The sequence below is a fragment of the Corallococcus interemptor genome, assembly GCF_003668875.1.
In the GTDB taxonomy this organism is placed as follows: domain Bacteria; phylum Myxococcota; class Myxococcia; order Myxococcales; family Myxococcaceae; genus Corallococcus; species Corallococcus interemptor.
Genome location: NZ_RAWM01000011.1, coordinates 92861 through 119858, shown reverse-complemented (window position 1 = coordinate 119858; position 26998 = coordinate 92861). Strand labels below are relative to the sequence as shown.

The 26998-nt window shown below is 69.6% G+C and carries 26 protein-coding genes, 1 tRNA gene and 1 pseudogene; 14 read left to right on the top strand and 14 right to left on the bottom strand.

Translation table 11 applies throughout. The features are described 5' to 3' along the window. Window positions 1–96: 96 nt before the first annotated feature. The 6 genes from D7X96_RS06770 to D7X96_RS06745 all read left to right on the top strand — a co-directional run bounded on the left by D7X96_RS06770 (window position 97) and on the right by D7X96_RS06745 (window position 4878). Complete coding sequence (locus D7X96_RS06770; RefSeq protein WP_121769283.1) at window positions 97–369, top strand: hypothetical protein; 273 nt, start codon at window positions 97–99, stop codon at window positions 367–369. A gap of 4 nt (window positions 370–373) precedes the next feature. Further along, on the top strand, window positions 374–1723 hold the full coding sequence (locus D7X96_RS06765) for an AgmX/PglI C-terminal domain-containing protein (protein ID WP_121769282.1): 1350 nt from the start codon (window positions 374–376) through the stop codon (window positions 1721–1723). Window positions 1724–1770: 47 nt separating this feature from the next. Beyond that, entirely contained in the window at window positions 1771–2217 is a 447-nt protein-coding gene (locus tag D7X96_RS06760; protein WP_120551876.1) for a cyclic nucleotide-binding domain-containing protein, read from the top strand. A 98-nt stretch (window positions 2218–2315) separates the two neighbouring features. Then, complete coding sequence (locus tag D7X96_RS06755; protein WP_121769281.1) at window positions 2316–2879, top strand: hypothetical protein; 564 nt, start codon at window positions 2316–2318, stop codon at window positions 2877–2879. Window positions 2880–2989: 110 nt separating this feature from the next. Further along, the gene (locus D7X96_RS06750; RefSeq protein ID WP_121769280.1) at window positions 2990–4249 is read left to right on the top strand and encodes a hypothetical protein; all 1260 of its coding nucleotides are present in this window, start codon (window positions 2990–2992) and stop codon (window positions 4247–4249) included. Between the two features lie 14 nt (window positions 4250–4263). After that, a complete protein-coding gene (locus D7X96_RS06745) occupies window positions 4264–4878 on the top strand; it encodes a polysaccharide biosynthesis/export family protein (RefSeq protein WP_121769279.1) in 615 nt (204 codons plus the stop codon). On the opposite strand, the gene D7X96_RS06740 is transcribed toward D7X96_RS06745, so the two are convergent. The 6 genes from D7X96_RS06740 to D7X96_RS06715 form a co-directional block, all read right to left on the bottom strand. Next, entirely contained in the window at window positions 4875–5699 is an 825-nt protein-coding gene (locus D7X96_RS06740; RefSeq protein ID WP_121769278.1) for an inositol monophosphatase family protein, read from the bottom strand. The genes D7X96_RS06745 and D7X96_RS06740 overlap by 4 nt on opposite strands. A gap of 25 nt (window positions 5700–5724) precedes the next feature. Next, window positions 5725–6297: a TlpA family protein disulfide reductase gene (locus D7X96_RS06735; protein WP_121769277.1), complete on the bottom strand. Its 573-nt coding sequence runs from the start codon at window positions 6295–6297 to the stop codon at window positions 5725–5727. 3 nt (window positions 6298–6300) lie between these two features. Then, window positions 6301–7770 carry a UDP-N-acetylmuramate:L-alanyl-gamma-D-glutamyl-meso-diaminopimelate ligase gene (gene mpl / locus D7X96_RS06730; RefSeq protein WP_121769276.1) on the bottom strand — a complete coding sequence of 490 codons (1470 nt, stop codon included), beginning with the start codon at window positions 7768–7770 and terminating at the stop codon, window positions 6301–6303. A gap of 12 nt (window positions 7771–7782) precedes the next feature. Further along, window positions 7783–8946, bottom strand: a complete 1164-nt coding sequence (locus tag D7X96_RS06725) for a serine hydrolase domain-containing protein (RefSeq protein ID WP_121769275.1) — start codon at window positions 8944–8946, stop codon at window positions 7783–7785. Further along, window positions 8943–9857 carry a S66 peptidase family protein gene (locus D7X96_RS06720; RefSeq protein ID WP_121769274.1) on the bottom strand — a complete coding sequence of 305 codons (915 nt, stop codon included), beginning with the start codon at window positions 9855–9857 and terminating at the stop codon, window positions 8943–8945. The genes D7X96_RS06725 and D7X96_RS06720 overlap by 4 nt, the downstream gene beginning before the upstream one ends. Window positions 9858–10016: 159 nt before the next feature. Continuing rightward, complete coding sequence (locus D7X96_RS06715) at window positions 10017–11210, bottom strand: RsmB/NOP family class I SAM-dependent RNA methyltransferase (protein ID WP_244219480.1); 1194 nt, start codon at window positions 11208–11210, stop codon at window positions 10017–10019. 141 nt (window positions 11211–11351) lie between these two features. Here D7X96_RS06715 and D7X96_RS06710 point away from each other — a divergent pair. Continuing rightward, window positions 11352–11424 (top strand) — tRNA-Asn (locus tag D7X96_RS06710). Between the two features lie 272 nt (window positions 11425–11696). Here D7X96_RS06710 and D7X96_RS41890 read toward each other — a convergent pair. From D7X96_RS41890 to D7X96_RS06695, 3 genes and pseudogenes are all read right to left on the bottom strand, one after another. Then, window positions 11697–11807, bottom strand: a pseudogene (locus tag D7X96_RS41890) (IS5/IS1182 family transposase); the annotation flags it as partial. 76 nt (window positions 11808–11883) lie between these two features. Further along, on the bottom strand, window positions 11884–12675 hold the full coding sequence (locus tag D7X96_RS06700; RefSeq protein ID WP_244219479.1) for an SDR family oxidoreductase: 792 nt from the start codon (window positions 12673–12675) through the stop codon (window positions 11884–11886). Then, on the bottom strand, window positions 12672–12977 hold the full coding sequence (locus D7X96_RS06695; RefSeq protein ID WP_244219478.1) for a nuclear transport factor 2 family protein: 306 nt from the start codon (window positions 12975–12977) through the stop codon (window positions 12672–12674). The genes D7X96_RS06700 and D7X96_RS06695 overlap by 4 nt, the downstream gene beginning before the upstream one ends. Window positions 12978–13063: 86 nt before the next feature. On the opposite strand from D7X96_RS06695, the gene D7X96_RS06690 reads away from it, so the two are divergent. Both D7X96_RS06690 and D7X96_RS06685 read left to right on the top strand, forming a co-directional pair. Then, on the top strand, window positions 13064–13966 hold the full coding sequence (locus D7X96_RS06690; protein ID WP_121769272.1) for a LysR family transcriptional regulator: 903 nt from the start codon (window positions 13064–13066) through the stop codon (window positions 13964–13966). A 655-nt stretch (window positions 13967–14621) separates the two neighbouring features. Further along, complete coding sequence (locus tag D7X96_RS06685) at window positions 14622–17537, top strand: cell wall anchor protein (RefSeq protein ID WP_121769271.1); 2916 nt, start codon at window positions 14622–14624, stop codon at window positions 17535–17537. A 250-nt stretch (window positions 17538–17787) separates the two neighbouring features. Here D7X96_RS06685 and D7X96_RS06680 read toward each other — a convergent pair whose 3' ends face one another. From D7X96_RS06680 to D7X96_RS06655, 5 genes are all read right to left on the bottom strand, one after another. Continuing rightward, window positions 17788–19692, bottom strand: a complete 1905-nt coding sequence (locus D7X96_RS06680; RefSeq protein ID WP_121769270.1) for a bifunctional metallophosphatase/5'-nucleotidase — start codon at window positions 19690–19692, stop codon at window positions 17788–17790. 234 nt (window positions 19693–19926) lie between these two features. Continuing rightward, a complete protein-coding gene (locus tag D7X96_RS06670; RefSeq protein ID WP_244219477.1) occupies window positions 19927–20646 on the bottom strand; it encodes a hypothetical protein in 720 nt (239 codons plus the stop codon). 286 nt (window positions 20647–20932) lie between these two features. Beyond that, window positions 20933–22204 (bottom strand): leucine-rich repeat domain-containing protein, encoded by a 1272-nt coding sequence (locus tag D7X96_RS06665; RefSeq protein WP_147468252.1) that lies wholly within the window; start codon window positions 22202–22204, stop codon window positions 20933–20935. A gap of 279 nt (window positions 22205–22483) precedes the next feature. Next, window positions 22484–22996, bottom strand: coding sequence for an SDR family oxidoreductase (locus tag D7X96_RS06660; RefSeq protein ID WP_244219476.1), 513 nt, complete (start codon window positions 22994–22996; stop codon window positions 22484–22486). A 147-nt stretch (window positions 22997–23143) separates the two neighbouring features. Next, on the bottom strand, window positions 23144–23308 hold the full coding sequence (locus D7X96_RS06655) for a hypothetical protein (RefSeq protein WP_199746839.1): 165 nt from the start codon (window positions 23306–23308) through the stop codon (window positions 23144–23146). 44 nt (window positions 23309–23352) lie between these two features. Here D7X96_RS06655 and D7X96_RS41410 point away from each other — a divergent pair, with 44 nt between their 5' ends. The 5 genes from D7X96_RS41410 (at window position 23353) to D7X96_RS06635 (ending at window position 26928) form a co-directional block, all read left to right on the top strand. Then, on the top strand, window positions 23353–23877 hold the full coding sequence (locus D7X96_RS41410) for a LysR family transcriptional regulator (RefSeq protein ID WP_255424944.1): 525 nt from the start codon (window positions 23353–23355) through the stop codon (window positions 23875–23877). Further along, the gene (locus tag D7X96_RS41405) at window positions 23853–24254 is read left to right on the top strand and encodes a LysR substrate-binding domain-containing protein (protein ID WP_306449624.1); all 402 of its coding nucleotides are present in this window, start codon (window positions 23853–23855) and stop codon (window positions 24252–24254) included. Before D7X96_RS41410 ends, D7X96_RS41405 begins: the two co-directional genes overlap by 25 nt. A gap of 281 nt (window positions 24255–24535) precedes the next feature. Further along, window positions 24536–25039, top strand: coding sequence for a TetR/AcrR family transcriptional regulator (locus D7X96_RS06640; protein ID WP_244219475.1), 504 nt, complete (start codon window positions 24536–24538; stop codon window positions 25037–25039). Then, on the top strand, window positions 24966–25148 hold the full coding sequence (locus tag D7X96_RS41720) for an SbtR family transcriptional regulator (RefSeq protein ID WP_368667100.1): 183 nt from the start codon (window positions 24966–24968) through the stop codon (window positions 25146–25148). The genes D7X96_RS06640 and D7X96_RS41720 overlap by 74 nt, the downstream gene beginning before the upstream one ends. Window positions 25149–25440: 292 nt before the next feature. Continuing rightward, the gene (locus tag D7X96_RS06635) at window positions 25441–26928 is read left to right on the top strand and encodes an FAD-dependent monooxygenase (protein ID WP_121769267.1); all 1488 of its coding nucleotides are present in this window, start codon (window positions 25441–25443) and stop codon (window positions 26926–26928) included. Window positions 26929–26998: the final 70 nt, after the last annotated feature.

The window sequence follows — 26998 nt, the reverse complement described above, 5'->3', positions numbered from 1 at the left end:
CCTTACCCGAGGCGCCCGCCCCCAGGGCCCCCTGCCACGCGGCCGGGCGCCTCGGGTAAGGTGTCCCAAGACGTCCGGTAGCCACGACCTCCGCCCATGCGCCCCGCCCTCTTCCTGCTGCTGCTTGCCGTTGCCCGTCCGTCCTGGGCACAGGACCCCGCGTCCACGAAGAAGGCGGCGGACGGCGCGACGCCCGCGAAGAAGCCGGCCAAGGTCATCCGCCTGGAGGCCATCAAGGTCGAGGGGCGCATCCAGAAGCCGGAAGCCTTCTATTTCCTCGACCGCTCCAAGCCGAGCTTCGACGACCTGAACCGCACGGAGAGCTTCGTGCCCAAGGTGGTCCAGAGCGTGCAGCAGGACCCCTTCTAGTTCCATGGCCCTTCAAACCCGCCCCAAGCTGCTGCGCGTCGGCGTCATCCAGGACGGGCGCATCGTCGAAGAGCACCACCTGCTCCACGACTCCGTCACCATTGGCGATGACGCCCGCAACACCATCGTCCTGCCCGCGTCCCAGGAGCGCCCGCCGCGCTTCAAGGTGCTGGAGAACCGCGGCCAGCAGTTCCACCTCATCATCGACGAGCACATGCAGGGCCGCGTCAACCTGGGCTCGTCGGACGTGGACTTCGACGCGCTCCGGGCCCAGGGCCTGGCCACCCGCCGCGCGGACGACACCTTCGACCTGCCCCTGCAGGAGAGCGCCCGCGGCAAGGTGGACCTGCCGGACGCCACCCTCTTCTTCCACTTCATCCCCGCGCCCGCGGAGGGCTCCAAGCCCGCCCTCCCCCCGGAGCTGAAGGCCAGCCCGTGGCGCACGGTGGACCGCCTCTTCTTCGGCATCCTCGTGTCCATGCTGACGCTCTACGTGCTGAGCGTCGCGTTCATCGCCGCCCAGCCCGCGCCGGTGGAGGCGGAGGTGGAGCTGGACCAGCTGGAAGACCGCTTCGTGCGCGCCATCATCCCGCCCCAGCCCGCCAAGGTGGAGGAGCCCCAGGACAAGGGCTCCAGCACGGAGAAGAAGCCGGAGGAGCCGAAGGCCGCCACGAAGAAGCCCGCCTCCACGGACGCCACGCCCGCTCCCGCCAACAGCGCGGAGCGCCGGCAGCAGGTGGAGGCCCGGGTCGCGGGCACGGGCCTGCTCAAGCTGCTGGGCGGCAAGGGCCCCGGCGGCGGGGACGCCATCGCGGACGTGCTCGGCAGCGCCGGCAGCGGCGCCAACGTGGCGGAGGCGCTCGCGGGCGCGACGGCGGGGGGCGCGCTCACCGCGGGCTCCGGCGGCGGCAACGGCATCGCCAATCCGCAGGGAGACACCGGCGGCAAGATGGCGGGCATTGGCGCGACGCAGACGTCCGGCGCGGGCACCGTGAACACCGGCCAGAAGCAGGTCGTCAAGGTGCCCCAGGTCGCGGACTCGATACCGGAAGTGGACAGCGCCGAGGTCAAGCCCAGGGACCTGGCCCGCTTCATCCAGAGCCGCAAGGCCTCCATCCAGCGCTGCTACGAGAACGGCCTCAAGCGAGACCCCTCCCTCAAGGGCAAGGTGATGGTCCGCTTCGAACTCACGCCGCAGGGCCGCGCCAGCAACGTGGAGGTGGACGAGTCCACCCTGCGCTCGGACGAGGTCATCAACTGCATCAAGACCACGATGCGCGCCTGGACGTTCCCTTTCAAACCGAGTGACGACGTCCCCGTCAGCTACCCGTTCATCTTCTCGCCAGGGGAATAGGCTCGACCTCCCGGACCTTCCGGAGGCACCGGGACCGCGGGGAGCACATGGAGAAGCTGGCCGTCATCGCCACATCCCCCCTCTTCGAGATGCTGGCCCCCGCCGAGCTCGCGCGGCTGGCGGAGCTGGCACGGCTGTACCGCTACGCCCACGGCGAGGTCGTCTTCGAAGAGGGCGACCTGGGTGACAGCCTCTTCGTCATCGTGCGGGGCCAGGTGGAGGTGGTGCGCCGGGGGACGGGCAACGGGGTGAAGCCCCTCACCGTCCTGGGACCGCCGGAGTTCTTCGGGGAGATGGGCCTCATCGACAAGGACCACCGCTCCGCCACCGTGCGCGCCCTGGGGGAAGTGGAGCTGCTCCAGCTCACCGCACAGGATTTGCGGACCTTCCGGTTGGCGCACGCGGACGGCTTCACCTTCATCGTCGTGAACATCGCGCGCAGCCTGTCCGCCCGCCTGCGCGAGGCCAACGCCCGCTTGGCGCCCCAGGATTGACCTCCGGGCCGATGGGGCATTGCGTTGACACCCCCTCCCCTCACTCCTAGGCTCGACTCTCGAAGTCCGGGAAGGGGCCGGAAGGACTCGTGAGGCGCATGCGCACCCTGGGAATGCTGGCCGTGGTCGGAGGACTCTTCACCTCCGGGATGGCGCTCGCGCAGACGCCCGCGCCGCTGCCGCGTCCTGCCTCGCCCGCGCTGGACAAGGCCGGGGACGTGCCGGACAGCCAGAAGCTGGAGCGCAGCACGCAGGCGCTGGGCACCATGCGCGAATCCCTCCGCCAGGTTTTCGAAAAGGTGGAGGAGGCGCGGCGCACCAAGGACGTGGTGAAGCTCAACTGCGCCAACGAGAAGCTGACGCAGATAAAGGGCCTGTTGCGCATCTCCGAGCAGGCGGACGTCGCCCTCCAGGAGGCCGTCAGCAAGAGCGAGGCGGCCCCCGGCGAGCACGAGTTCACCAAGGTGATGATCGCGCAGCAGAAGGTGGGCCAGCTGCGCTCGGAGGCCGAGGAGTGCATCGGCCAGCTCGCCTTCCGCACCGACGAGAACCTCTTCGTGGAAGTGGAAGAGCCCGACAACCTGCCCGGTGGCGACCCCACGCGCCCCCCGCCGCCGCCGGACCTGATTGTCCGGCCTCCTCCCGCGAGCCCCGTGGACTGAGTGACTGGCCGCCTGCCACCTCCCACGGTCCCGGCCCCGGACCGTTTGTTCCGGTGCGGGAACACGCGTGCTATGCCCGCCGTCTCATCGTCTGGAGTGCCGCTGACACCATGAAGCAGCCTGGGACATTCCGTCTGGCCCTCGGGGCCCTGGCGCTCGCGGCGCTCCTGCCGCTGACGGCGTCGGCGCAGGCGTTCGCGGGCGGACGGCCTCCGGGTGGCAATGGCCTGAAGGTGGGCAGCGGCCGGCTGCACCCGACGCTGGACTTGGAGACGCGCCTGGACAGCGGAGTGGGCTACTTCCGCGAAGCGGGCACGGGCCCCCTGTCCCCGGACCTCTCCGGAGAGCTGGCGCTGCACATCCGGCCCGGGCTGATGCTGGACGTGCCGTCCCCGAAGCTGGCCATCGCGCTGCGCGGCAACCTGGACTACGTGGCCTACACGGGCCTGATTACCGCGGGCTCCGGCGCGGCGTCGCACCTGGAGGGAGCGGCGGACCTGGCGCTGCGCTTCAACCAGGAGAGCACGCTGTCCGTGGAGGTCGGTGACGAGCTGACGCGCTCGGACCGCACGCGCACGGCGGCGCTGGGCGCGGGCATCCTCAGCCTCTTCAACGAGGCGCGCGTGAAGGCGCAGTGGAAGCCCGGCGGCGGCGCGCTGGAAGTGACGCCCGCGCTGGCCTACGCGATGGAGTTCTTCGAGCCCCTGGGCGGCATGACGCCCGTGGGCTGCACCGACGCCGCGTGTGATCCGCTGGCCGCCAGCCAGTTCAACTACGGCAACCTGCGCCTGGGCACGGAGGGCCGCTGGCGCTTCCTGCCCAAGACGGCGGTGGTGGTGGACACGGGCCTGGAGTACCGGGGCTACTTCAACGACACCGCCACCCCCAGCGCGACGCTGCTGCACGCCATGGCGGGCGTGTCCGGCCTCGTGTCCCCGCGCATCACCCTGACGGCGAAGGCCGGCTGGAGCCAGAACCTGGGCGCGGGCGGCGGCGGCACCGTGGTGGGCCAGGTGGAGGGCACGTACCTCTGGGGCCCGTCGCTCACGGTGAAGGGCGGCTACCTGCGCGCCTTCGAACCGGTGGCCGCCTACGGCACCTTCCGCGACGACCGCGTCTACGCGGAGGCGCGCTCCGTGATGGGCAGCCGGCTCGCGCTGCACGCCATGGGCGCGCTGGACTTCCTCTCCTTCGCGGGCGGCCGAGGCGACACGCTGGTGACGCTGGACCTGGGGCCCGAGTATCAAATCCGGCCGTGGCTGGTGGGCGCGGTGGGCTACATGCTGGGCACCCGCTCGTCGTCGCTCGGCGCCGCCGGCCTCAACTACACCCGCCACGAAGGCTACGCGCGGGTGTCCGTCTCCTACTGAGGCTTCCCGCGCCCATGCGTCCCTCGCGGCTCCTCTTCGTCCTGCCGGCCCTCCTCGCGGTGCTGTCCGCCTGCCACGCGGACACGCGCCCGCCTCCGCCTCCGCCCACGCCCGCTTCGGCCACGGAGGCCGCGGCGACGTCCGGCGGCAACCTGGGCCCCGGCGACGTGGTGGAGGTGCGCGTCTTCCAGGAGCCCGAGCACTCCGGCACCTGGCGCGTGTCCCCGGAGGGCACCATCGACTATCCGCTGTGCGGCAAGGTGACGCTGTCCGGCCTCACCGCCAGCGCCGCGGCGGACGCGCTGCGCGACTGCCTGGCGCGCTACCTGCGCCGCCCGCAGGTGTCCGTGCTGGTGCGGGAGTACAACTCGCAGAAGATCTTCGTCTTCGGGGAGGTGCAGAAGCCCGGCACCTTCCCCGTCACCGGCGAGGTGTCCATCATCCAGGCCATTACGCTGGCCGGGGGCTTCACCAAGCTGGCGGCGAAGAACAACACGCTCGTCACGCGCGTGGTGGACGGGCAGGAGCGCAAGATTCGCGTGCCCGTGGAGGACATTGGCGTGGGCCGTGAGCGCAACTTCCTGCTCCAGGCCGGCGACATCGTCTTCGTGCCGGAGAGCTTCTTCTAGTCGCGCGACGTCCAGCCGATCTCGTCGAGGAAGCGCTTCGCCTGCGTCATGAGCTGGGGCGCCAGGTTCGCGCCGCTCGCCAGCACGTCGCCCTTGAGCACGTCGAAGGGCCGCCCGTCGATGTGCACGATGACGCCGCCAGCCTCCGCCACCAGCAGGCCGCCCGCGGCGATGTCCCAGGGCTTGAGGCCGAACTCGAAGTAGCCATCGAAGCGGCCGGCCGCGACGTACGCCAGGTCCAGCGCGGCGCTGCCGGTGCGGCGCATGCCCTGCGCCAGGAGGATGAGCTGGGAGAAGAGGCCCACGGGCAGGTCCGGCCGCTCGCGCACGTCGTAGGGGAAGCCCGTGCACAGGAGCGCCCGCTCCAGCGTGGCCGTGGGGCTGGCCTTCAGGGGCACGCCGTTGAGCGTGGCGCCTTCGCCCTTCGCGGCGGAGAAGAGCTCGTCGCGCATGGGGTCATAGACGGCGCCCGCCACGGTGCCCTCCGGCCCCTCCACCGCCACGCTGACGCAGAAGTGCGGCACCTGGTGCGAATAGTTCGTCGTGCCATCCAGCGGATCCACCACCCACCGGAACGTGTCCGTGCCCTGCGAGGCGCCGCTCTCCTCCGCGAGGATGGCGTGGCGCGGGTAGCGCTGGCGCAGGAAGTCCAGCAGCGCGGCCTCCGAGGCGCGGTCCGCGTCCGTCACCAGGTCGATGCCGCCCTTGAACTCGATGGTGCGGTGCTGGGGGAAGCGCTCACAGAGGATGCGGCCGGCCATGCGGGCGCCCTCCTCCGCGGTGCGGCGCAGCGCGGCGGGCGTCTCCGGTTCGTGGGCCATGGATGCGTTTTCCCTCGGGTGCGCGCTAGGAGGCGGGCTCGGCGAGCAGCTGCTCGATTTCCGTCTGGAACTGCTGGAGGAACTCCTCGGCGAAGCCCTCGTGCACGTGGCGGATGACGCCCTTGCGATCAATCAGGAAGGTGGTGGGCATCAGCCGCACCTTCAGCAGGCGCTCGGACACCAGCGCGTTGGCGTCCAGGAGGATGGGCACCTCCACCTTCGCCTCCTCCAGGAACGGAGGAATGGCGCGCACGTCCTCGTCCACGTTGAGCGCGTAGACCTTCAGACCCTTCGCGCCGTACTCCTTCTGCAGCTGGCCGTACATGGGCAGCGCGTCCTTGCAGGGCTCGCACCACGTGGCCCACACGTCCAGGAGGACGACCTGGCCACGGTCGCTCTTCAAGTCATACGGGCTGTTGTCCGGGTAGCGCTTCACCTGGAAGGCCAGCGGCTGGCCCGACGACGCCAGGCCCGCGCTGCTGGAGCGCGTCCCGCCACCGGTGCGGTCCGTGAGCGGAGGCAAGGACGAAGACGACGAGGAGGCACAGCCCAGGGCGAGCGACAGCGCTCCCAGCGAGAGCAGGAACGGACGGCGCATGGCTCAGGTCCCCTTTCCCGCCCGGGCCTTCAGGGCGGTGAGCAGCTTTTCGATAAAGCCTCCGAAGGCGCCGTTGCTCATGACGAGCAGCACGTCGCCGGCCTTCGCCTCGGACGCGACGCGGTCCACCAGCGTCTGCACGTCGGTGGCGCCGTCCGCGGCGATGCCCTGACCCTTGAGCGCTTCGATGAGCTTGGGGACGTTGAGCTCCTCGCCCTCGGGCACCTTGTCGTGGCGCTCGGGCACCTTGAGGCTGGCGCGCGCGGCGCCGGGGAAGGCGTGCGCGTAGTCCTCCTGGTGGATGTTGCGGCGGCTGGTGTTGGAGCGCGGCTCGAAGATGGCCCACAGGCGCCGGTCCGGGTAGCGGTGGTGGATGGCGGAGATGGTCTCCCGCACGGCGGTGGGGTGGTGCGCGAAGTCGTCCACCACGAGCACGCCCTCAATCTCCGCGCGCACCTCCTGCCGGCGCTTCACGCCCTGGAAGGTGGACAGGCCCTGCTGGATTTCAGCGAAGGTGAGCCCCAGGCCGCGCGCGGCGGCGATGACCGCGAGCGCGTTCTCCACGTTGTGCGCGCCGGACATGGGCAGCATCACGGTGCCCAGGTCCTGGCCCTTCTCCACGACGTTGAAGCGCGCGCCCTCCGGGCCGAAGGAGATGTTCCTGGGCGTGTAGTCCGCGTCCGCGCCCTCCTTCGCCACGTAGGTGCTGACGGGCGCGGTGCCTCCGCGCGCGATGCGCACGGCGTTGGGGTACGCGGCGCAGACGACCAGCTGGCCGTCCTTCGGCACCAGGCGCACGAACTTCTCGAACGTGGCCTCGTAGTGGGGCAGGTCGCGGAAGATGTCCGCGTGGTCGAACTCCACGCTGGTGACGATGGCGGTGCGCGGGCGGTAGTGGAGGAACTTGGAGCCCTTGTCCCAGTAGGCGGTGTCGTACTCATCGCCTTCCACGACGAAGTGCGGACCCTTCCCCACGCGGTAGTTACCCGAATAGTTCTGGGTGACGCCGCCCACGAGGAAGCTCGGATCCTTGCCCGCGGACACCAGCACGTGGGCCATGAGCGAGGACGTCGTCGTCTTCCCGTGCGTGCCGGCGACGACGACGGAGTGCGAGTGGTCCAGGAAGAGCGAGCCCAGCGCGGCGGGGAAGCTCATCTGCTTGAGGCCCCGCTCGCGCACGGCGGTGGCCTCCGGATTCACGCGGCGGATGACGTTGCCGATGATGACCAGGTCCGGCTTCGCCGCGTCCAGGTTGGCGGGCGAGTACGGGCTGCTGGCGGGGATGCCCCACGTGCGCAGCATGTCGCTCATGGGCGGATAGACGTTCTCGTCGCTGCCGGTGACGTCGTAGCCAGCGGCCTTGAGCATGCCGGCGAAGGAGCCCATGCCGGTGCCGGCCACGCCCACCAGGTGGATGCGGCGCACGGACTTCGGGTCGAGTGAGTCGAGGACGTTGCCGTTGTCGTCAGCCATGCTGCGGTTTCCTCAGGGGAGGACGTGGAGGTCGAGCGCCTCCACGACGAGCTCGTGGAAGGCGGGGCGGAAGTCGCGGATGCGCAGGTCCTGACGGCCCTGGGCCACGCGGTTGGTGATGAGCGCGACGACGAGCGACCGCCTCAGGTCCACCCAGAGGCTGGTCCCGGTGAAGCCCAGGTGGCCCACCGCGCCCGGAGGCGTGTCGCCAATGAAGCGGCCCGCGCTGGAGTAGCCCTTCGACGGCGAGTCGAAGCCCATGGAGCGCGTGCTGCCCTCCACCAGCGGGTCGGTGGCGAGCGCGCGGTGCCACAAGGGCCCGGGAGCAATCGCGGCATGCGTGCCCGCGGCGCCCTCCAGCACGGCCTGGCCGAAGCGGGCCACGTCCACGGCGGTGCCGAACAGGCCCGCGTGTCCGGCGACGCCGTCCAGCACCCAGGCGTTGTCGTCGTCCACCTCACCGGAGCGGGCCGCCTGCGAAGGCACGTCCTTCCACAGCGACTCCTGGCCCGGAGCGGGCTCGCGAGGACGCATGGCGCCGGTGTGCGCGGTGGCGCCGTCAGCGGGGAAGTCGGTGAGGCGGTGGAAGCGGGCCTTCAGGTCCAGCGGCTCCGCGATGTGGCGGTGGAAGAGCACGTCCAGCGGAGCGCCACCGGCGCGGGCGAGGATGTCCCCCAGGAGGATGAAGCCCACGTCGCTGTAGATGGACTTCGTGCGCACGGGCGCATCCAGCGGAGTGGCGGCGGCGGCGTGCAGGACCTCCGCGTGGACCTGCGCGCGGAGGGTCGCGGGGCAGCTCGCGTCGAGCAGCTCCGGATGGGACTTGAGCGCGTCCGCGAAGAACGGGACGAAGGCCGGCAGGCCGGAGCGGTGGTAGAGCAGGTCCGCGACGGTGACGCCCGCGTCGCCCGCGGGCGAGCCGGGGAAGTAGCGGGACACGAGCGTGTCCGGGCCCACCTTGCCTTCGGTCCACAGGCGCAGGAAGAGCGCGGTGGTGGACATGACCTTGGTGAGGGACGCGAGGTCGAAGAGCGTGTCGCCCGTCGCCTTGCCGGCGACGCCGCCGAAGACCTGCATGCCCTTGTGGAGCACCACGGCCTGCGCGGCGGGGAAGATGCCCAGCTCCACGCCGTCATCGAGCACGGCCTGGAGGTTGGCGATGGGGTGCTGGCTCATCCGGGGCTCACCGCGCCTTCGAGGAACGTCAGGCGCGCGGCGTCCGCGTCCAGACGCACGTGGGTGCCCAGGGCGACGGGGTAATTGATGGCGCCATGGCCAATGGGGAAGCCCGCGGCGCAAGGCACCTTCGCGTCCCGCGCCAGCTCGCGGAGCACGTCCGCGCTGGAGTAGTTCGCGTCCTTCTCCTCGCAGGCGGTGAAGTCACCCAGGACGATGCCGCGCACGCGGGAGAAGACGCCCGCGAGCCGCAGATGGGTCCACATGCGGTCGATGCGGTAGGGGCGCTCGGTGACGTCCTCCAGGAGGAGCACGGCGCCGTCGAGCGGCGGCATGTACGGCGTGCCCAGGAGCCGGGAGAAGACAGACAGGTTGCCACCCACGAGGACGCCTTCGGCGGTGCCGGGGACGTAGGTGGCGTTGCCGGTGAGGGGCGGCGGGGCCTCCGGGGATTCAAGGAGGCGGAAGAAGTAGTCGTGGACCTGGGACGACTGGCGGCCCAGCTGCGTGAGGACGGGCGCGTGGAAGGAAACGCGGTGCAGGGCCTGGAGCGCGCAGTGGACGGACGTCAGGTCGGAGAAGCCGGTGAAGGAGACGGGGCCGGCCTTGTCGAGCGGCAGCTCCGGCAACAGGCGCGCGCTGCCGTAGCCGCCCCGGGCGCAGAAGATGGCGCGGGAGGCGCGGTCGAGGAACGCGTGGGACAGCTCCTCCTGGCGGCGGGCGTCATCCCCGGCGAGGTAGCGGTGCGACGCGCCGATGTCGGGCCGAACCACCGGGGAGTAGCGGTCGGAGAGGATGCGCAGGCCGGCCTCGAAGGGAGCCTGTTCGAAGGGGCCCGCGGGGGCGACGACCTGCACCGTGTCGCGGGGACGGAGCGGAAGGGGCTTGAGCCAACGCACGCAGCGCTTCATAGCACCCGGTGCGAGGGTGAAACGGTGTTTCAGGGAGCCCCGGGCCCGAAGCGTTGAGTACCGCCGGAAGGAGGAACGAGGCCCCGTGGAGCGCTCGTCCGCCCGGCCGTCGCCGGAAACCTGTCCGACAGTCGGACAGGTTTTTTGCGCCGAGCCGCCCTACCCCTCCGTGCGGCGTTCAAGCACCGCCGCGAAGAACCCGTCCGTCCCGTGGCGATGCGGGGTGACGAGGAGGAAGCCCTCCTGGAGGCACGCGTCCGGAAGCCATCCGGCGCCCGGGGTGACGGCGCGGAAGTCAGGGCGGGAGCGAAGGAAGTCCGCGACGACGTCCTGGTTCTCCGCCCGGTTGAGGGTGCAGGTCGCGTAGACGACCCGGCCGCCGGGGCGCACCACGTCTGCGGCCCGGGCCAGGATGTCGCGCTGGACGGCCGTGTACTGGGAGAGCGAGTCCGGGGTGAGCCGGAAGCGAAGGTCCGGGCCCCGGCGGAGTGAGCCCAGCTCTGAACAGGGAGCGTCCGCGAGGACACGGTCGACATTGAGTCCCGGCGCAGGCGGAGTCCGGAGCACCTGGACGCGGGTGAGCCCGGCCCGGGAAGCGCGCTGCTGGAGCCGGTCCAACCGCTCCGCGTCCGGGTCATAGGCGAGCAGCCGGCCGGAGTCCTTCATCGCCGCGCCCAGTTGGAGCGTCTTCCCCCCTGCCCCGGCGCAAAGGTCCAGCACGGTCTCTCCGGGTTGGGCGTCCACGAGGAGCCCCAGGAGTTGGCTGCCCTCGTCCTGGACCTCGAACAGGCCTTCACGCAGGGAGGCCAGCCCATAGAGGTTCGGCCGGGGCCCATCAATGTGAAGGGCCAAAGGGCTCCAGGAGCCAGGGCGGGTCGTGACGCCCTCGGAGGCCAGGCGCGAGGCCAGGGCCTCACGCGAGATGCGGGCCGGATTCACCCGGAGCGTGATGGGCCCCGGGACGTTGAGGCGGGCGCAGAAGTCCTCCGCCTCCGCCCCCAGTTCCCGGGAGAAGTGGTCCGCGAGCCAGTCCGGCAGCGAGGCCCGGAGCGCCAGCGACGGAGGCGTTCCGGTCCGCAAAGGCAGAGGAGCCTCCAGCCCCGCCCAAGACGCGGCGTCCGAAGCGGGAACGCCCACCAGGCCATGCAGGAGCGCGAACAGGAGCTGGGAGGGCGACGCGTCCGGAGAGGCCAGAAGGAACCCCAGGCGGCGGCGCCAGAGGCCCACGTTGAAGACAGCCTCCTTCAGCGCCTGGCGTCCTTCACGGGACAGGTCGCGGTGGGCACGCAGGGTCCGGTCGAGGACGCGCTCGGCGGGGTCGCCCGAGAGGACACGGGCAAGCGCTTCGGACACGACGGGACCGAGCCCCTGGAGGGCGGCCCAGGGCTGCGAGGTAAGCCGGGAGATCGGATCGAACAGGACAGTTGACAGGGCAGGCTCGGTTCTCTAGAAGTCGCTTCCGTCACGGCAGCGCACCGCCGCGACGGGACATATTCCCCGATAGCTCAGCTGGTAGAGCGGGTGACTGTTAATCACCATGTCCGTGGTTCGAGTCCACGTCGGGGAGCAAAAAAGAAGGCCCTGCCCTGAACCGGCAGGGCCTTTTTGCTTTCCAGGGCCTCGCGATGAACGTCGCGGGCCTTCGTGCTCAAGCCGCTGAGTCCCCAGGGATTTTCCTCGCGGTACTGAAGAGTGCGCGCTGTCAGGGCGCAGCCCGTATGGCGGGGGGCCCGGCCGTGGATTCGGCTGGCGCGGCGCACGTCTCGTGTCTGGGCCACGTGCGGAGTCATCCGTTGCTCCCGTACAGCTTCCACGAAGCACTGCACGTCATCCCCGGCATCCTCTGCGAGCCAGCCTCGACTCCGGGTCGGTCGTTGACGCGTGCGCGGCGTTGCTTCTCTTCTCGCCGTGGAAGTCGACGGTGGGGTTGCCCTTGTCGTCCGGAGGCTCCTGGCTCACCAGGTCAGGAGGAGCCCCTACTCCGGTGCGGGAGGTCGTCCCCGCACCGGAGTTGTCCAGCAGCCTGCTAGCTCACGGGCACCGTACCGCCGTCAATCACGTACTCCGCCCCGGTGATCGCGCTCGCCCGGTCCGAGACGAGAAACCCGATCAACTCGGCGACCTCGGCCGGACGCGCGGGGCGCCCGAGAGGAATTCCGCCGAGCGAGCGCATCACGATTTCCTTCGCTCCCGCCTCGTCGGTGCCGTTCTTCGCCGCGATCTCGCTCATGAATCCGACGGAGGCCTCGGTCTCGACCCAGCCCGGTGACACGCGATTCACGCGCACGCCCTGCGGCGCGACCTCCTTCGAGAGGGCCTTGCTGTAGTTCGAGAGTGCGGCCTTGGCCGAGGCGTACGCAGTCGTCGCTTCATGAAGCGGCATCTGCCGCTGGATCGACGTCACGTGCACGACCGCGCCGGTCCGGCGCTCGCGCATTCCGGGGACCAGCGCCCGGTCGAGACGCACCGCCGCCATCAGGTTCAGGTCGAGCGTCTTCTGCCACGCGTCGTCGTCGAGGACGGAGAAGCCGCCCGCCGGCGCCGACGTTCCACCCACGACGTGGACCAGGATGTCCACTGCTCCGGCGGCCTTGACGACGCGCGCGCAGCCCTCGGCCGTGGCGACATCGGCGGCGATGAAGCCCTCGCCCGTTCCCTCCCGCGCGGTCGTCAGCACCGTCGCGCCGGCCGCGCGCAGCCATGCGACCACCGCCTTGCCGATGCCCTTCGTTCCGCCCGTCACGAGCGCGCGCCTACCCTCTAGCTCTCGCATCACGTCATCTCCTTCCGCAGGGTTGAAATGGGCATCGCGGCTCACGCGCCGATGCTCAAAGCCGCGATCCGATCGCCCTTCATCCGGAACGCAAACGTGAGCGTGATGGGACTGCCGGGGAACTGGCCCGTCACTCTCGCGCGAACCTCGCAGGCATCGCCCTTCGCGTTCACCTCGATCGGCTGCGCGACGGCCTGATACTTCTCCTGGGAGTCACGCCACCATTCGTCGATGGCCGCATGCCCGACATGCCGATGTCCCTCATCCTCGACAACGGCATCGGGCGCGAAGGCGTGGAGCGGCGTGGCACTGTCCGCGTCGAAATAGGCTCGAACTGATGGGTGCATTGTCATGACCCAAGACGTAAGCCCGCGCGATTGCCCGCTCAACAGGGACAAAGCAGGATGCGACATCCCGATTTACAGGACTATCGATGTATCAACCCGGACTGAATGATCTCGATGCCGTCCTCGCCGTCGCTCGCAGGAGCTCGTTTCGCGGCGCTGCCCTCGAGCTCGGGATGTCGACGACGGCGATGAGCAGCGCGATCGCGAAGCTCGAAGCACATCTTGGCGTCCGCCTCTTCAACCGCACGACGCGCAGCGTCTCGCTGACCGACGCCGGCAGAGCGTTCGTCGAACAGGTGGCTCCGGGACTCGAGGACATCCGCGGCGCGATGGACGCGGCTCGCGCCCAGCAGGCAAAGCCGTCCGGCATGCTGCGCATCAACACATTCGCGACAGCGGCGCGCGAGATCCTCGCGCCACTGGTGCTGGAGTACCTCCGCCGCCATCCGGACGTGCATGTCGACGTCGTGACCGAAGGCCGGCTGGTCGACGTCGTCGCCGAGGGGTTCGACTTCGGCGTGCGGATGGCGAACCTTGTTCCCACCGACATGATTGCCATTCCGCTTGGAGCGCCCCAACGCCATGCCGTCGTCGCTTCGCCGGCGTACCTGAAGAAGCATGGTCGGCCGCGCGTCCCATCGGACCTCTTCCGTCATCGGTGTATCCGGGTGCGCTTGCCGAACGGCAGCCTCTTCCGGTGGGAGTTCCGTAAGCGGGGGCAGACGGCCCTGATCGATGTGACGGGGCCCCTCACGCTGGACGAGGCCAGCCTCTCGCGGATCGCAGTCCTGGAGGGCATCGGACTCGGCTTCTTCATGGAGCCGGACGTGCGAGGTGACATCGAAGCGGGACGCCTCGTTCGCGTGCTCGAGGACTGGACACCGGAGCTCGCTCGGCTCTGCCTCTACTACCCTGGCCGGCGCAATTCCTCGGCCGCGCACACGGCGTTCGTCGCACTGGCCCGCGAAGTCGCGGCAGCTCGCGAATGAGGCTCGCAGGATGAAAAGTAAGGTGAGAAGGCCCATGGCGTGGGGCTCTACGAAGAGCGCTCTCAGCGCACAGCAGCCCGAGCCATCCAGAGCAAAACCGAGAACGAGTTCGCGCAGGTCTTCATTCGGGGAGCGAAACGAAGGGCCCTACCAACCGGTAGGTCCCTTTTGTTTTACACAGGCCTCGCGATGAACATCGCGGGGCTTTTGTGCTCAAATTGAGCGAGACAACCCGCTGAAGTCTGATGGGTTTCCGCAGCGGTTCGATACCTGGCGGCAGGTGTTAGCGACCTCGACGAAGCCCACAGTTCCAGGCACGCTCCAGAGCACAGGATGTCAGCACCGTTCTGCTGACGTCACGAGCCGGTCACAGCCACGGTCACGAGGCTTGCCTGGAGGCCCACCCCTGGGGGTGCCGACCGCCCTTCGGCCCTTGCACCGTGCGCGGATATCCTTGGGCTTCGCGTTCTCCAAGGACTCCGCGTGACCGCATGGACAGGGCTGCCACCTTCTTTCGATGACACGCGACGATCCCAACCATTTCACGGCAGCTTTCCCGTGTCATGACAGTCGATTGCGCTTCGCACTTCGGGGTCCTTCACATGGCCGATTCCCGGACCTCCAGTCCGGTGAGTCGACACCCGATCGAAACCCCATGATCCCATTCCGAAGTCTGTGGCTCGCGGCCGCCCTGCTGATGGCCGCCTGCGGAACGACTGAGCTCGCGCAGCCCGACGACGTACAGGATGCGACGACGGCCCAGGGCCTCTCCACGCTCTCCGTGCGAGGAACCACCAGCGCGAGCGGCCTGGCCACCACCACCCTCTCCATCCCCACCCCCGCCGGTACGGCCGCCGGAGATGTGCTGGTGATGCAGCTGAGCAATCGCGAGGCCGTCACCGCCGTCGCCACCCCACCCGCTGGCTGGACGCTGCTGCGCTCCGAGCAGAGCGCCTCGGCCATCAAGTCCTGGCTCTTCCTCCGCGTGGCCACCGCGGCCGAGCCGAGCAGTCACACCTTCACCCTCGACCTCGCCAGCTCCATGGCGGCCACCCTGGTCGCGGTGTCGGGCGCGGATCCGCTCCAGCCGATCGACGTGCACGTGGGCCAGAAGAATGGCAACAGCGCGAGCCTCGCGCTACCCGTCGCCACCACGTCGTCCGCGAACGGCCTCGCGGTGTGGTTCTCGGCCCAGGTCTGGGGAGGCGCCGCGTGCCCCGCGGTCCACACCCCTCCGGCGGGCTTCACCGAGCGGCTCGACACCTGCCTCGTCTCGCCGTCGCTCGGCGTGCTGCACAGCGCCGCCACCTCGGAGCTCGGGGCCGCGGGTGCCCAGCCCGCCTTCACCGGCAGCTCCACGCTCCCCAACACCAACATCACGCACGCGGTGGTGCTGCGTCCCCGCCAGCCGCCGGCCACCGGGGAGATCACCCTCGTCGGCACCACGCACGCGAGCGGCAAGACGGTCACCAGCCTGACCCTCACGACCCCTACGGGCGTCGCCGCCGGTAATGTGCTGCTGGCGCACCTTGCGAACCGGAACCAGATCGGCGCCGAGCTCACCCCGCCTCCGGGTTGGACGCTGGTGCGCACCGACATGAGCACCTGGAGCATCCGCGGCTGGGTCTTCGTCCGCGTCGCCACCGCCAGCGAGCCCGCGAGCCACACGTTCCAGAGTTCCATCGCGAGCAACCTCGTCGGCAACCTCGTGGCGTATGCCGGCGTCAATCCGGTCAACCCGATCGACACGCACGCCGGCAAGAGCACCAGCGGCTCGACGGCCTTCACGACGCCGCAGCTGAGCACCTCGACCGCGGGCGGGGCTGCCGTCTGGTTCGGCGCGCAGGCGTGGACCGGCGCCGCGTGTCCGGCCCCGGCGATCGAGCCCCCCGTGGGCTTCGCCGAGACCTACGACACCTGCCTGGTGTCCTCGTCCCAGGGCCTCGTCTTCAACGCCGCCTTCATGCCCCTCGCCGGTGCCGGCATCCAGGGACCGTTCAACGGGAGCTCGACGTTCGCCGAGACCAACGTCGCGCAGGTCGTCGCCCTTCGCCGCGCCGAGGTCGCACCGTCCTCGGGGGTCGCGTTGCGTGGCAGCTCGCGCAACAGCGGCCTGTCGCTCTCCTCGCTGTCCATCCCCAAGCCGTCGGGAACCCAGGCCAACGACGCGCTCATCGCGCGGGTGACCGTGCGCAACAACATCTCCGCGACCGTCACGCCGCCCGCCGGCTGGACGTTCCTGCGCTCGGAGCAGAGCGCCTGGGCCATCCGCACCTGGATCTTCTACCGCGTCGCGGGCGCCTCCGAGCCCGCGAGCTACGCGTTCGGACTGGACGCGACCACCCACATGGCGGGGAGCGTGGAGGCCTTCAGCGGCGTCGATCCGGTCCAGCCCATCGACGTGCACGCAGGCCAGAAGAACGGCGACTCCGCGTCGTTCACCGTGCCCGACGTGGTGACCGGCAGCGCGGGTGGCCTCGCCGTCTGGTACGGCTCACAGGTCTGGCCGGACGCCACCTGCCCTGCCACCGGCATCGAGCCGCCGCTCGGCTTCACCGAGGCCTTCGACGCGTGCCTGGGCAACGCCAATGGACTGCTCTTCAATGCGGCCTACCGGTCGCTCACCGCGCCGGGCCTCCAGACGGGCCTCTCCGGCAGCTCCGCGTTCGTGCAGACCAACACCGCGCACGTGATCGTCCTGCGCGCCGCCAACGCCCCCAGTTGCATGGCCGGCGACACGTACGCGAGCACCTTCACGCTCCAGGGCACCGTGACCGCGCCGGAAATCGTGGAGCCCTCGGGCCTGGCCGCGAGCCGCGTGGTCGGCAACGCGCTCTACGTGCACAACGAGGACACCACCGCGATCGTCGCGATCAACACCCTCAACGCGAGCACGATCGGCACGTTCAACGTGACCAACGTGACGCCGGCCGACTGGGAGGACCTCGCGACCGGGCCCTGCCCGAGCGGCTCGTGCATCTTCATCGGTGACATCGGGAAGGCGAGCGCCAACTTCCCTCCGGGTGGCAGCCCCACGTCGTTCACGATCTACCGCGTGCCCGAGCCGGATCTCGCCCACGGCCAGACCTCGGGGGGGCTCGTCGCCGAGGCCCTCCCGTTCGTCTATCCGGACGGCGCGAAGGACGCGGAGTCGCTGATGGTGCACCCCACCACCGGGGACATCTACGTCGTCACCAAGAACGGGGGCACGGGGAAGAGCGGCGTGTACAAGTTCCCCCAGCCGCTGACGCCGGGCGTGCAGGCCACGCTGATCCACGTCCACACGATCCAGCTGCCGCTGAACGGAGACGCCAACTTCTCGGCCGCGACCGCGGCGGCGATCCACCCATGCGCGGATCGCTTCCTCCTTCGCACCTACCGCACTGTCTACGAGTTCCGTGCGACGCCGGGACTTGGCTTCGAGTCGGCCGTCTTCGCGACGCCCGTCACGCTGACCGACACCTCCGAGGGCCAGGGTGAGGCGATCGAGTACGAGGCCAACGGCGCGAGCTACTTCACGATGAGCGAGAGCCCCTCGCCCTTCAGGCTCAAGCGCGTGCCCCTGCGGTAGGAGCGCGTCGACACGCCGAGGAGCAAGGCCGGTCGTGGGGCACGTCCCCATGGCCGGTGTGCCTCCCCCCGAACCGGTCGCTGCGTCATGCGGACATCAAGGCGAGTGAGCGCACAGAGCACGGGGTCAGCGAGTTCCCGTAGCGGCGTCGGCGCTCCACCCCTCCGACCGAGATGCCCCGCGTCTCCGCTGCCGGTTGAGCGCTCTGGAGCGCTCTCCTGCGTGGTCGTACTGGACCATGTCCGGACGCTCAGGGCAGCAGGGTGATGCGATTGAGCGCGGGGGCGGGCAAGGGGCTCGCCTGGCTGCTGTGTGCCTTCAGGTATGCCTCCAGCGCGTCGCTGTCCACGGCGCCACCCAGCCGGTTCGTCCCCTCGGCGAACACCTGGAAGCCATCACCCCCACTCGCGAGGTAGCTGTTCGCGGTGACGCGGTAGTTCGCCGCCGGGTTCACCGTCACGCCGTTGATCCGGATGGACGCAGGGTCGACGCGGCTTCCGACGGGCGCCGACGCGCTGACCGTATAGGTGAAGCCCGCCGACGGAAGCAGCATGAGGGTGGCTCCCGACGGCCGCCACTGCCACTCCAGCAGTTGCTCGATTTGCGCGCCCGTCAGCGTCAGGGTGACCAGGCTGTTGCCGAACGGCTGCGTGGTGAAGGCCTCGCCGTAGGTGACCTCGCCCTGGGCGATGTCCGCGCGCATGCCGCCCGGGTTCATGAAGGCCACCTGCGCCCCACCCAGGTTCGCGGGCTTCGTCGCCTCCAGCTGCGAGTCCGCGATGACGAAGCCCAGGGTGGACTGGCCCAGGGCGTCCGACTGGGTCCTGAGCGTCTGCGACACCCAGCCGATGACCCGGTTGGCCCTCGGCGCGACGAGCTCCTGGTACTTCGTCACCAACTCCTTCACCGCGCCGGCCTCCTGCACGTCGCGAGTGACGATGAGGTTGTTCGCTCGCGCCTCCACGACGTCGCCCGTCGCCTTGCTCAACGTCAGGTCGATGTCCGTGACGAGCCGCCCCATCGACAAGGCGCTCGTGACGACCTTGCCATCGATGACGCAGTTGTAGGCCTGATGCGTGTGGCCGCTGACGATGACATCCACCGCGTCGTTGAGGCCCTTGGCCACGCCCACGATGGCACCTGAGATGAGGCCGTCCGCACCCGCGCCCTTGCATTCGTTCACCAGCGAGCCCGCGGCCGGAATTCCGCCCTGGTGCACCACCACGATGATGGCTTCGATGCCCTGCCGCCACAGCTCCGGCACCAGCGCGTTCACCGTCTGCACTTCGTCCTTGAAGGTGAGCCCCGCCACGCCCGTGGGCGTGACGCTTTCCGGCGTGGCCTCCAACGTCATGCCGATGAAGGCCACCTTCACGCCCTCGAACTCGCGCACGTCGTAGCGGGGGAACAGCGTGCGGTCCACGCCCGTGGCCACGTTGGCCGCCAGGAACTTGAACTTCGCGCCCGGGAAGCCATCCCCGTCCAGGCAGCCATCCACCGGGTGGCAGCCGCCCGACTGCATGCGCAACAGCTCCGTGCTGCCCTCGTCGAACTCGTGGTTGCCCACCGCGACCAGGTCCAGGCCAATCAGGTTCATCGCCTCGACGGTGGGCTCGTCGTGGAAGAGCCCCGACAGCAGCGGGGAGGCGCCGATGAGGTCTCCCGCCGCGACCACCACCGTGTTCGGATTGGTGGCCCGCAGGGCCGCGATGTGCCGGGCGAAGTACGTCACGCCGCCCGCGTTCACCCTCACCGCTCCACCGTCGGGGGCGATGCCCGCCAGAATCTGGCCCGCGGGCTCCTCGAGCTGCCCGTGGAAGTCATTGAACGCGAGCACCTGCACGCTCACCGTGGTGGAACCCGCGTCGGGCGCCCCCGCGTCGGGTGTCCCCGCGTCGGGCGTCCCCGCGTCCGTGCCGGAATCCGGAGGCGGCACCTGGACGGAATGCTGCTCACAGCGCTTGTCCTCGCAGACCCACTCCGTGTTCGAAGCCGGCGGTCCCTTGTCTTCACGGCAGTCGGCGGCGTCCTGGCACTCGTCACCTCCGCAGCCGCCCTGGGCGAAGAGGAACATGCCGGTGACGAACGCTCCGGCGAGCAGGAAGACGCTGGGTCGCGCTTCCAGAAGTGACGAGCGCGGCGTGGCTTGTGGCATCGACGGAACTCCAGCGAACAGGGCGAGAGAACCTACTCTGGTTCGTGGACGACGGCGCGACTTCATTCGACCCTGTCCAAGAGGGGCGCCAGCGCGCGTTCCATGGCGTTGGCGGTCGCATCGCCGCTCTGGTTGGTGATGATGAACACCCCCCAACTGATACTTCGGCACGAGGTAGAGATAGCATTGCGCGCGAGGCACCCCCGCCGTGATGCACGTAGCCAGGAGGTCCTCCTACGACGACGCGTCCTCCGAGCCGAAGTCGCGGGCCCAGTGCGCCCTCAGGATTCGCGCGAAGCTCTCACGCTGCCTCGCGCCGGAACGACGCAGCGGGTCTTGCGCGGAGATCCAGAACGGGTTGAACCGCTTCGGGTCCTCGAGCAGCACCTCGGCGAACGCCTCGAGGAAGTGCCGGACACGCTCCGGCTCCCGTCGCGCGGAGGGCGGCACGAGCGCCCATTCCTGCTCCACCACGTTGGAGATGAATCCGTCCTCGAAGGTGACCACGCGGAAGAGGATGGAGAGTGACTCGTCGGGCGCCTGCTGGGTGTCCACCCATTGGAGGCGCGTGGAGTCGGTCTCGCGCACCGCCTCGAGCGGCGGCAGGCCCTCGAGACAGTCCTTCAGCGCCCGGGCCGAGAGCGCCTCTCCGGGAAGGAACGGCTCTGTGACGGTCTCCTCGGGATGGAGGTCTAGCGCCGGCAGGTCGGGCGAGCCCGTGGATGAGAAGCTCACCGAGCTGAGCCGTCTGCCTTCGCCTCCGACGTGGGTGGCGAACATGTCGAGCCGACGTGCCTCCACATCGAAGACATAGACATAGGCCACGGCACCGGTCTCCTCCGGTCCGACGCGCAGTCCCGGCTCCTCCTCCGAGAAGCGTTGGCCCTCCGGCTTCTCGGGGCCCGGCATGCAGAGCGACCAGCCCCAGGGGGCCTCATCGATGAGCTGGCGCACCACGGCCCCCAGGTCCCCCTGCGCGCGCTGCGCGCGGTACAGAAGGTGTTGCCCGAGGCCGGTTGGGTAGCCATCCCAGTGATGATAGACGCCACGCCAGGGGCGCTCCGAGACGTGCGCGGGGATGCCCGAGCCCGATGTGTACACAGCGATTGCACCGGGAGTCGACATGGGATGGAGAGTGTAGTGTCTCCATCTCCAGGCCGTGAAGGCTTCACATCCTCCGGCCCTGCCATGAACCCGGCCGCGCTCAGCATCACCGAGGGCGTGGCGGCGTGAGTGGCAGCTACGTGTCTGGCGCCTCCACCGCACCCCGGTGCAGCCGCCGGACGAACCCACGCAGGTTGGCCCGGACCACGCGCGGCCAGATGCTGGATGGAAAGGGGCCCGCCGGGCCCCGGTGATTGACCATGACCGCGCGCAGCGCGGGCAGTGCTTCGAGTGAGGTCATGTCCACGAGCCCGGGACACTCGCGCAAATCGATGGAGCGCAGCTCGTTCATTCCCTCCAGTCCCCGCAGGGATGTGAGCTCGGTGCAGTTGCGGAGGTCGAGGTGCTCAACGCCCCGCAGGTTGCCGAGCTGTCGGATGGAGGTGAGCGGAGCGTCCTTGAGCACCAGCCGGTTGGGGCCGTCCGGCACGCGTGGATCGTCGAGGAAGGCGGCGCTCGGCACCCGGTCCAGGGAGCGAAGCTTCCGGGTGATTTCGAAGCGGAGCCCGCGAAGCTCCGGAAGGTCCGCGATGGGGGCGAGGCTGGTCGCCGCAAGCGCGCGGATCCGGAGGGTTCTCAGTCGAGGCGCATGCGCCAGGTGGCGAAGTCCCTCTTCATCGAGGAACTGGAGCTCGAGCGACGTCATGGGAAGCCGTCCCGCCCGAGTAGACGTCGCGTCCAGTGACCAGGCCGCAAGCTCGAGCTCCTCGGTGTCCGGGAGCGCGGAGATGGGCTCCAGGTCTGGAGTCGACCCGAGGAGGGGCAGGCGCAGGATGGGGATGCGGCAGCTCGCGATGACCTTGGCCTCCGTGACGGAGATTTGTTTGCGCAGGGAGAGGGAGCGCAGCGAGCGGAGCGCCGGAAGCGCGGAGAGGTCGTTGTTCTCGTCGCAAAGCCAGAGCTCCAGTTCCTCGATGGGAAGATCTTCGAGCCCCCTGATGGAGAGGGGCGGGCCCTCGTGGACGACGAGCTTTCGGAGCGTCTCCAGCCCGGACAGCGCGCGAAGGTCGCCGAGGCCGCCAAAGCTGAGCTGGAGCGACTCCAGGCTTCGGCTTCGCGAGATTCCGTCGAGGTCTCGGATGCTGTTCGTCATGAATGCGAAGAGGGATGCATGGCGCAGCGCGGGCAGCTCCGAGAGGGCCGATGCGCCGACGATGCCGGTGTGCGAGTACACCGCGACGCGCTCGAGCTCCGTCAGGCCCGTGAGCCAGCGGACATCGAAGGGACCGCCCAGTCGCGGCCAGGTGCCCACGCCCAGGGAGCGGATCTGCTTGCGGAGCCCGGCGGCACGGGGCCCGTTCGCGTCGCGCAAACGCCGAAGCACCTCGATGGTTTGCTGCTCGCGCACGTCAGTGTCCTGCCAGGAGTCGCCCTCGTCGCCCTCGAAGCGGAGCTGTCCCGGCGCGGCATGAGCGCCTTCAAGGACATTTCTGTTGGGCGCGGGGTCGTAGCGCACCGTCGCGAACAGTGCCTCATCGCTTTCCCCTACCCACCGTCCTGCGTCCCACATCGAGTGTCCCCCTGGCGGCAGTGTATCTGGAACAGCCGGGCGTGGATGACGATGGCCCGCTCCTGCTCCGGTGCGGGAGGTCGTCTCCGCACCGGAGCTTGTCAGCAGCCTGATAGCTCACCCGGTGATCGCGCTCGCCCGGTCCGAGACGAGAAACCCGATCAACTCGGCGACCTCGGCCGGACGCGCGGGGCGCCCGAGAGGAATTCCGCCGAGCGAGCGCATCACGAGCTCCTTCGCGCCCGCCTCGTCGGTGCCGTTCTTCGCCGCGATCTCGCTCATGAATCCGACGGAGGCCTCGGTCTCGACCCAGCCCGGTGACACGCGATTCACGCGCACGCCCTGCGGCGCGACCTCCTTCGAGAGGGCCTTGCTGTAGTTCGAGAGCGCGGCCTTGGCCGAGGCGTACGCGGTCGTCGCCTCATGAAGCGGCATCTGCCGCTGGATCGACGTCACGTGCACGACCGCGCCGGTCCGGCGCTCGCGCATTCCGGGGACCAGGGCCCGGTCGAGACGCACCGCAGCCATCAGGTTCAGGTCGAGCGTCTTCTGCCACGCGTCGTCGTCGAGGACGGAGAAGCCGCCCGCCGGCGCCGACGTTCCACCCACGACGTGGACCAGGATGTCCACTGCTCCGGCGGCCTTCACGACGCGCGCGCAGCCATGCGACCAACGCCTTGCCGATGCCCTTCGTTCCGCCCGTCACGAGCGCGCGCCTCCCCTCTAGCTCTCTCATCACGTCATCTCCTCCCGCAGGGTTGAAACAGGCATCGCGGCTCACGCGCCGATGCTCAAAGCCGCGATCCGATCGCCCTTCATCCGGAACGCAAAGGTGAGCGTGATGGGACTGCCGGGAAACCGGCCCGTCACTCTCGCGCGAACCTCGCAGGCATCGCCCTTCGCGTTCACCTCGATTGGCTGCGCGACGGCCTGATACTTCACCTGGGAGTCACGCCGATGCGGCATCCCGATTCAGAGGACTATCGATGTATCAACCCGGACTGAATGATCTCGATGCCGTCCTCGCCGTCGCGCGCAGGAGCTCGTTTCGCGGCGCTGCCCTCGAACTCGGGATGTCGACGACGGCGATGAGCAGCGCGATCGCGAAGCTCGAAGCACATCCTGGCGTCCGCCTCTTCAACCGCACGACGCGCAGCGTCTCACTGACCGACGCCGGCAGAGCGTTCGTCGAACAGGTGGCCCCGGGACTCGAGGGCATCCGCGGCGCGATGGACGCCGCTCGCGCCCAGCAGGCAAAGCCGTCCGGCATGCTGCGCATCAACACCTTCGCGACAGCGGCGCGCGAAATCCTCGCGCCACTGGTGCTGGAGTACCTCCGCCGCCATCCGGACGTGCATGTCGACGTCGTGACCGAAGGCCGGCTGGTCGACGTCGTCGCCGAGGGGTTCGACTTCGGCGTGCGGATGGCGAACCTCGTGCCCACCGACATGATTGCCATTCCGCTGGGAGCGCCCCACGCCATGCCATCGTCGCTTCGCCGGCGTACCTGAAGAAGCACGGCCGGCCGCGCGTCCCATCGGACCTCTTCCGTCACCGGTGTATCCGGGTGCGCTTGCCGAACGGCAGCCTCTTCCGGTGGGAGTTCCGTAAGCGGGGGCAGACGGCCCTGATCGATGTGACGGGGCCCCTCACGCTGGACGAGGCCAGCCTCTCGCGGATCGCAGTCCTGGAGGGCGTCGGACTCGGCTTCTTCATGGAGCCGGACGTGCGAGGCGACTTCGAAGCGGGACGCCTCGTTCGCGTGCTCGAGGACTGGACACCGGAGCTCGCTCGGCTCTGCCTCTACTACCCTGGCCGGCGCAATTCCTCGGCCGCGCACACGGCGTTCGTCGCGCTGGCCCACGAAGTCGCGGCAGCTCGCAAATGAGGAAGGAGTACCGCGATGGCAGCCGCCGGAGAAGCGCTCGGGTCCGTCCACGCTCATCCCGCTTTGCGACGAAGGTGGAGTGCTGCACGCCGGACTTGAACCGCTGCGTCAAAGGAGGCCCTGCGGCACGTCCCGCGCGACCTGTCGCTGCTCACGCCCAGGTACCTGGCGGGCAAGCTGCACCTGAGCGAGCGGACCCTGTCCCGGCGCTTCGAGGTGGAGACCGGCACCAGCCCCGGACAATGGATCCAGGGGCTGAAGCTCCAGGCGGCGCGGGCGCTTTGTCTGACAGCGGCCAGCTCAAACGTCGCGAGGCCGCCCATCGGGGCCCACCGCATCGAAGTGACGCAGGAGCGCCGCCCCAAGCGGAGGCACGATCGCGCGAGGCAGCGCGTGCCGTCGTCCAGGAGCAGGGGACTGACGCATCGCTGCGCGACATCGCCCGCCGGGCCGACGTCGGCCTCGGCACGCTGTACCGTCACTTCCCGACGCGAGAGGCGCTGCTGGAGGTGCTGCTCCGCTCGAGTCTCGACGAGATGACGGCGCAGGCGGCCGCGCTCGAAACGTCGAATGCACCCGACGAGGCGCTCGTGACGTGGCTGCGGGAAGCGGTCGCGTTCACGAAGAACTACCACTGCGTCACGCAGTTGCTGGCGGCCGCGCTGGATGATCCGCAGTCCGCGCTCCACGCGTCATGCGTCATGCGTCACGGTGCGCTCGGCAGGCGCGCGGCTCCTCTCCCGTGCTCAAGCCAAGGGGAAGGCGCGAAGAGACCTCAACGGTGAAGAGTTGTTCGCGCTCATCGCGGCGCTGGCATGGCTCGGCGACCAACCCTCGCTTGGCCGGCACGCGGATCATCTCTTCGAAATCATCGCGAGCGCGATCAGGAGATGAATGGCCGTCACGAGGTGTTCCGATGGGACGGAACCCCGCGTGCCGTTCAGGCCTGGAACCAGGCCCAGACGCTGGACACGGCGCGGACCGCTTCGCATCTCCCCCGAGGAGCAGCTGCAATTCCTGGCACGGCTCTACAGGGGTTGCTCCAAGCACCCGGGCTGGTACAGCCACGGCGGCCCTCTGCCCTCTTTCCACTGCCAGCAAATGCCAGACCCCGGGTGTTGCCGCAAGCCCCCCCGGCCGTGCTCCACCATCGCCCGTTTTGCTCCAGAAGCGGGAGGCCCGACAGATGCCTACGGACGTGGTGACACAGCACGCGGTGGTGATTGTGGGAGGAGGGCCTACGGGCCTGATGCTGGCGGCGGAGCTGGCATTGGCGCGGGTGGACGTGGCCATCGTCGAGCGGCGCGCCAGCCAGGAGGTCGCCGGCTCTCGCTCGCGCGGCCTGCACGCGCGCAGCCTGGAGGTGCTTGATCAGCGCGGGGTCGTCGAGCGCTTCGTCTCGCAAGGGCAAGCGGTCCAGAACGTCGCATTCGGGCAGACGCCGCTGGACCTCAGCGACTTCCCAACCCGTCACAACCATGGGCTCGCGCTCTTGCAGGAGCGCTTCGAGCACATCCTGGCCGGGTGGGTAGCCGAGCTGGCGGTGCCCATCCACCGTGAGTGCGAGGTGACAGGCTTCACGCAGGACGACACCGGCGTCGACGTCGAGCTGTCCGGCGGCCGTGCGCTGAGGGCGAAGTACCTCGTTGGATGCGACGGGGGACGCAGCCTCGTCCGCAAGGCGGCAGGCATCGGGTTCCCGGGGTGGGACGCGTCCATCAGCTACCTCATCGCCGAGGTCGAGATGACCGGAACGCCGGAGTTCGGCATCCGGCGGGACGAGAAGGGCACCTACGCCATGGGCCCGGCGGAGGGCGGACGCGTGGGCGTCGTGCTGAGGGAGGAGCAGGTCCGCACGGGCGACGCACCGACCCTCGAGGCCCTGCGCGAGGGGCTCGTCGCGCTCTACGGGACGGACTACGGCCTGCGCCGCGCCACGTACCTGTCGAGGTTCAGCGACATGGCGCGGCAGGCGGCGTCCTACCGGGACCGGCGGGTGCTCCTGGCCGGCGACGCGGCCCACGTGCACTCACCCATGGGCGGACAGGGGCTCAACCTTGGCGTGCAGGATGCCGTGAACCTGGGATGGAAGCTGGCCCAGGTCGTGCGCGGCGTCTCGCCGGACAGCCTGCTCGACACGTACCAGGCCGAGCGGCACCCCGTCGCGGCCCGTGCGCTGCAGAAGACCCTGGCGCAGACCGCGCTGAGTCGCGGTGACGCGCGGATGGACGCCGTGCGCGAGACGCTGTCCGAGCTGCTGCGGATGGACGGGCCACGCAAGCAGTACGCGGCGATGATGTCGGGGCTGGACGTCCACTACGACCTGGGCAACGGACACCCGCTGCTCGGGCGCCGCATGCCGGACCTCGACCTGCTCACCGCTGACGGCCCCCGGCGCGTGTTCCACCTGTTGCATGACGCGCGGCCCGTGCTGCTCGACCTGGGCGAACCCGGCACGCTCGACCTCACGCCCTGGGCGGACCGGGTCCGGAGCGTCGCCGCCCGCTACACGGGGGCGTGGGAGCTTCCGGTGCTCGGCGCTGTCACAGCGACCGTCGCGGTGTTGATCCGGCCGGACGGACACGTCGCGTGGGTCGGAGAGGGCTCGGGCCAGGGTCTGCATGAGGCCCTGACCCGATGGTTCGGGCCGCCGCGCGCCCAGGGACCTCAGTAGGACTTCGCGCACTCCGACCAGTTGGGCACGTGGCACGGAACGTCGTTCACCGGTGTGATGGTATCGAGGG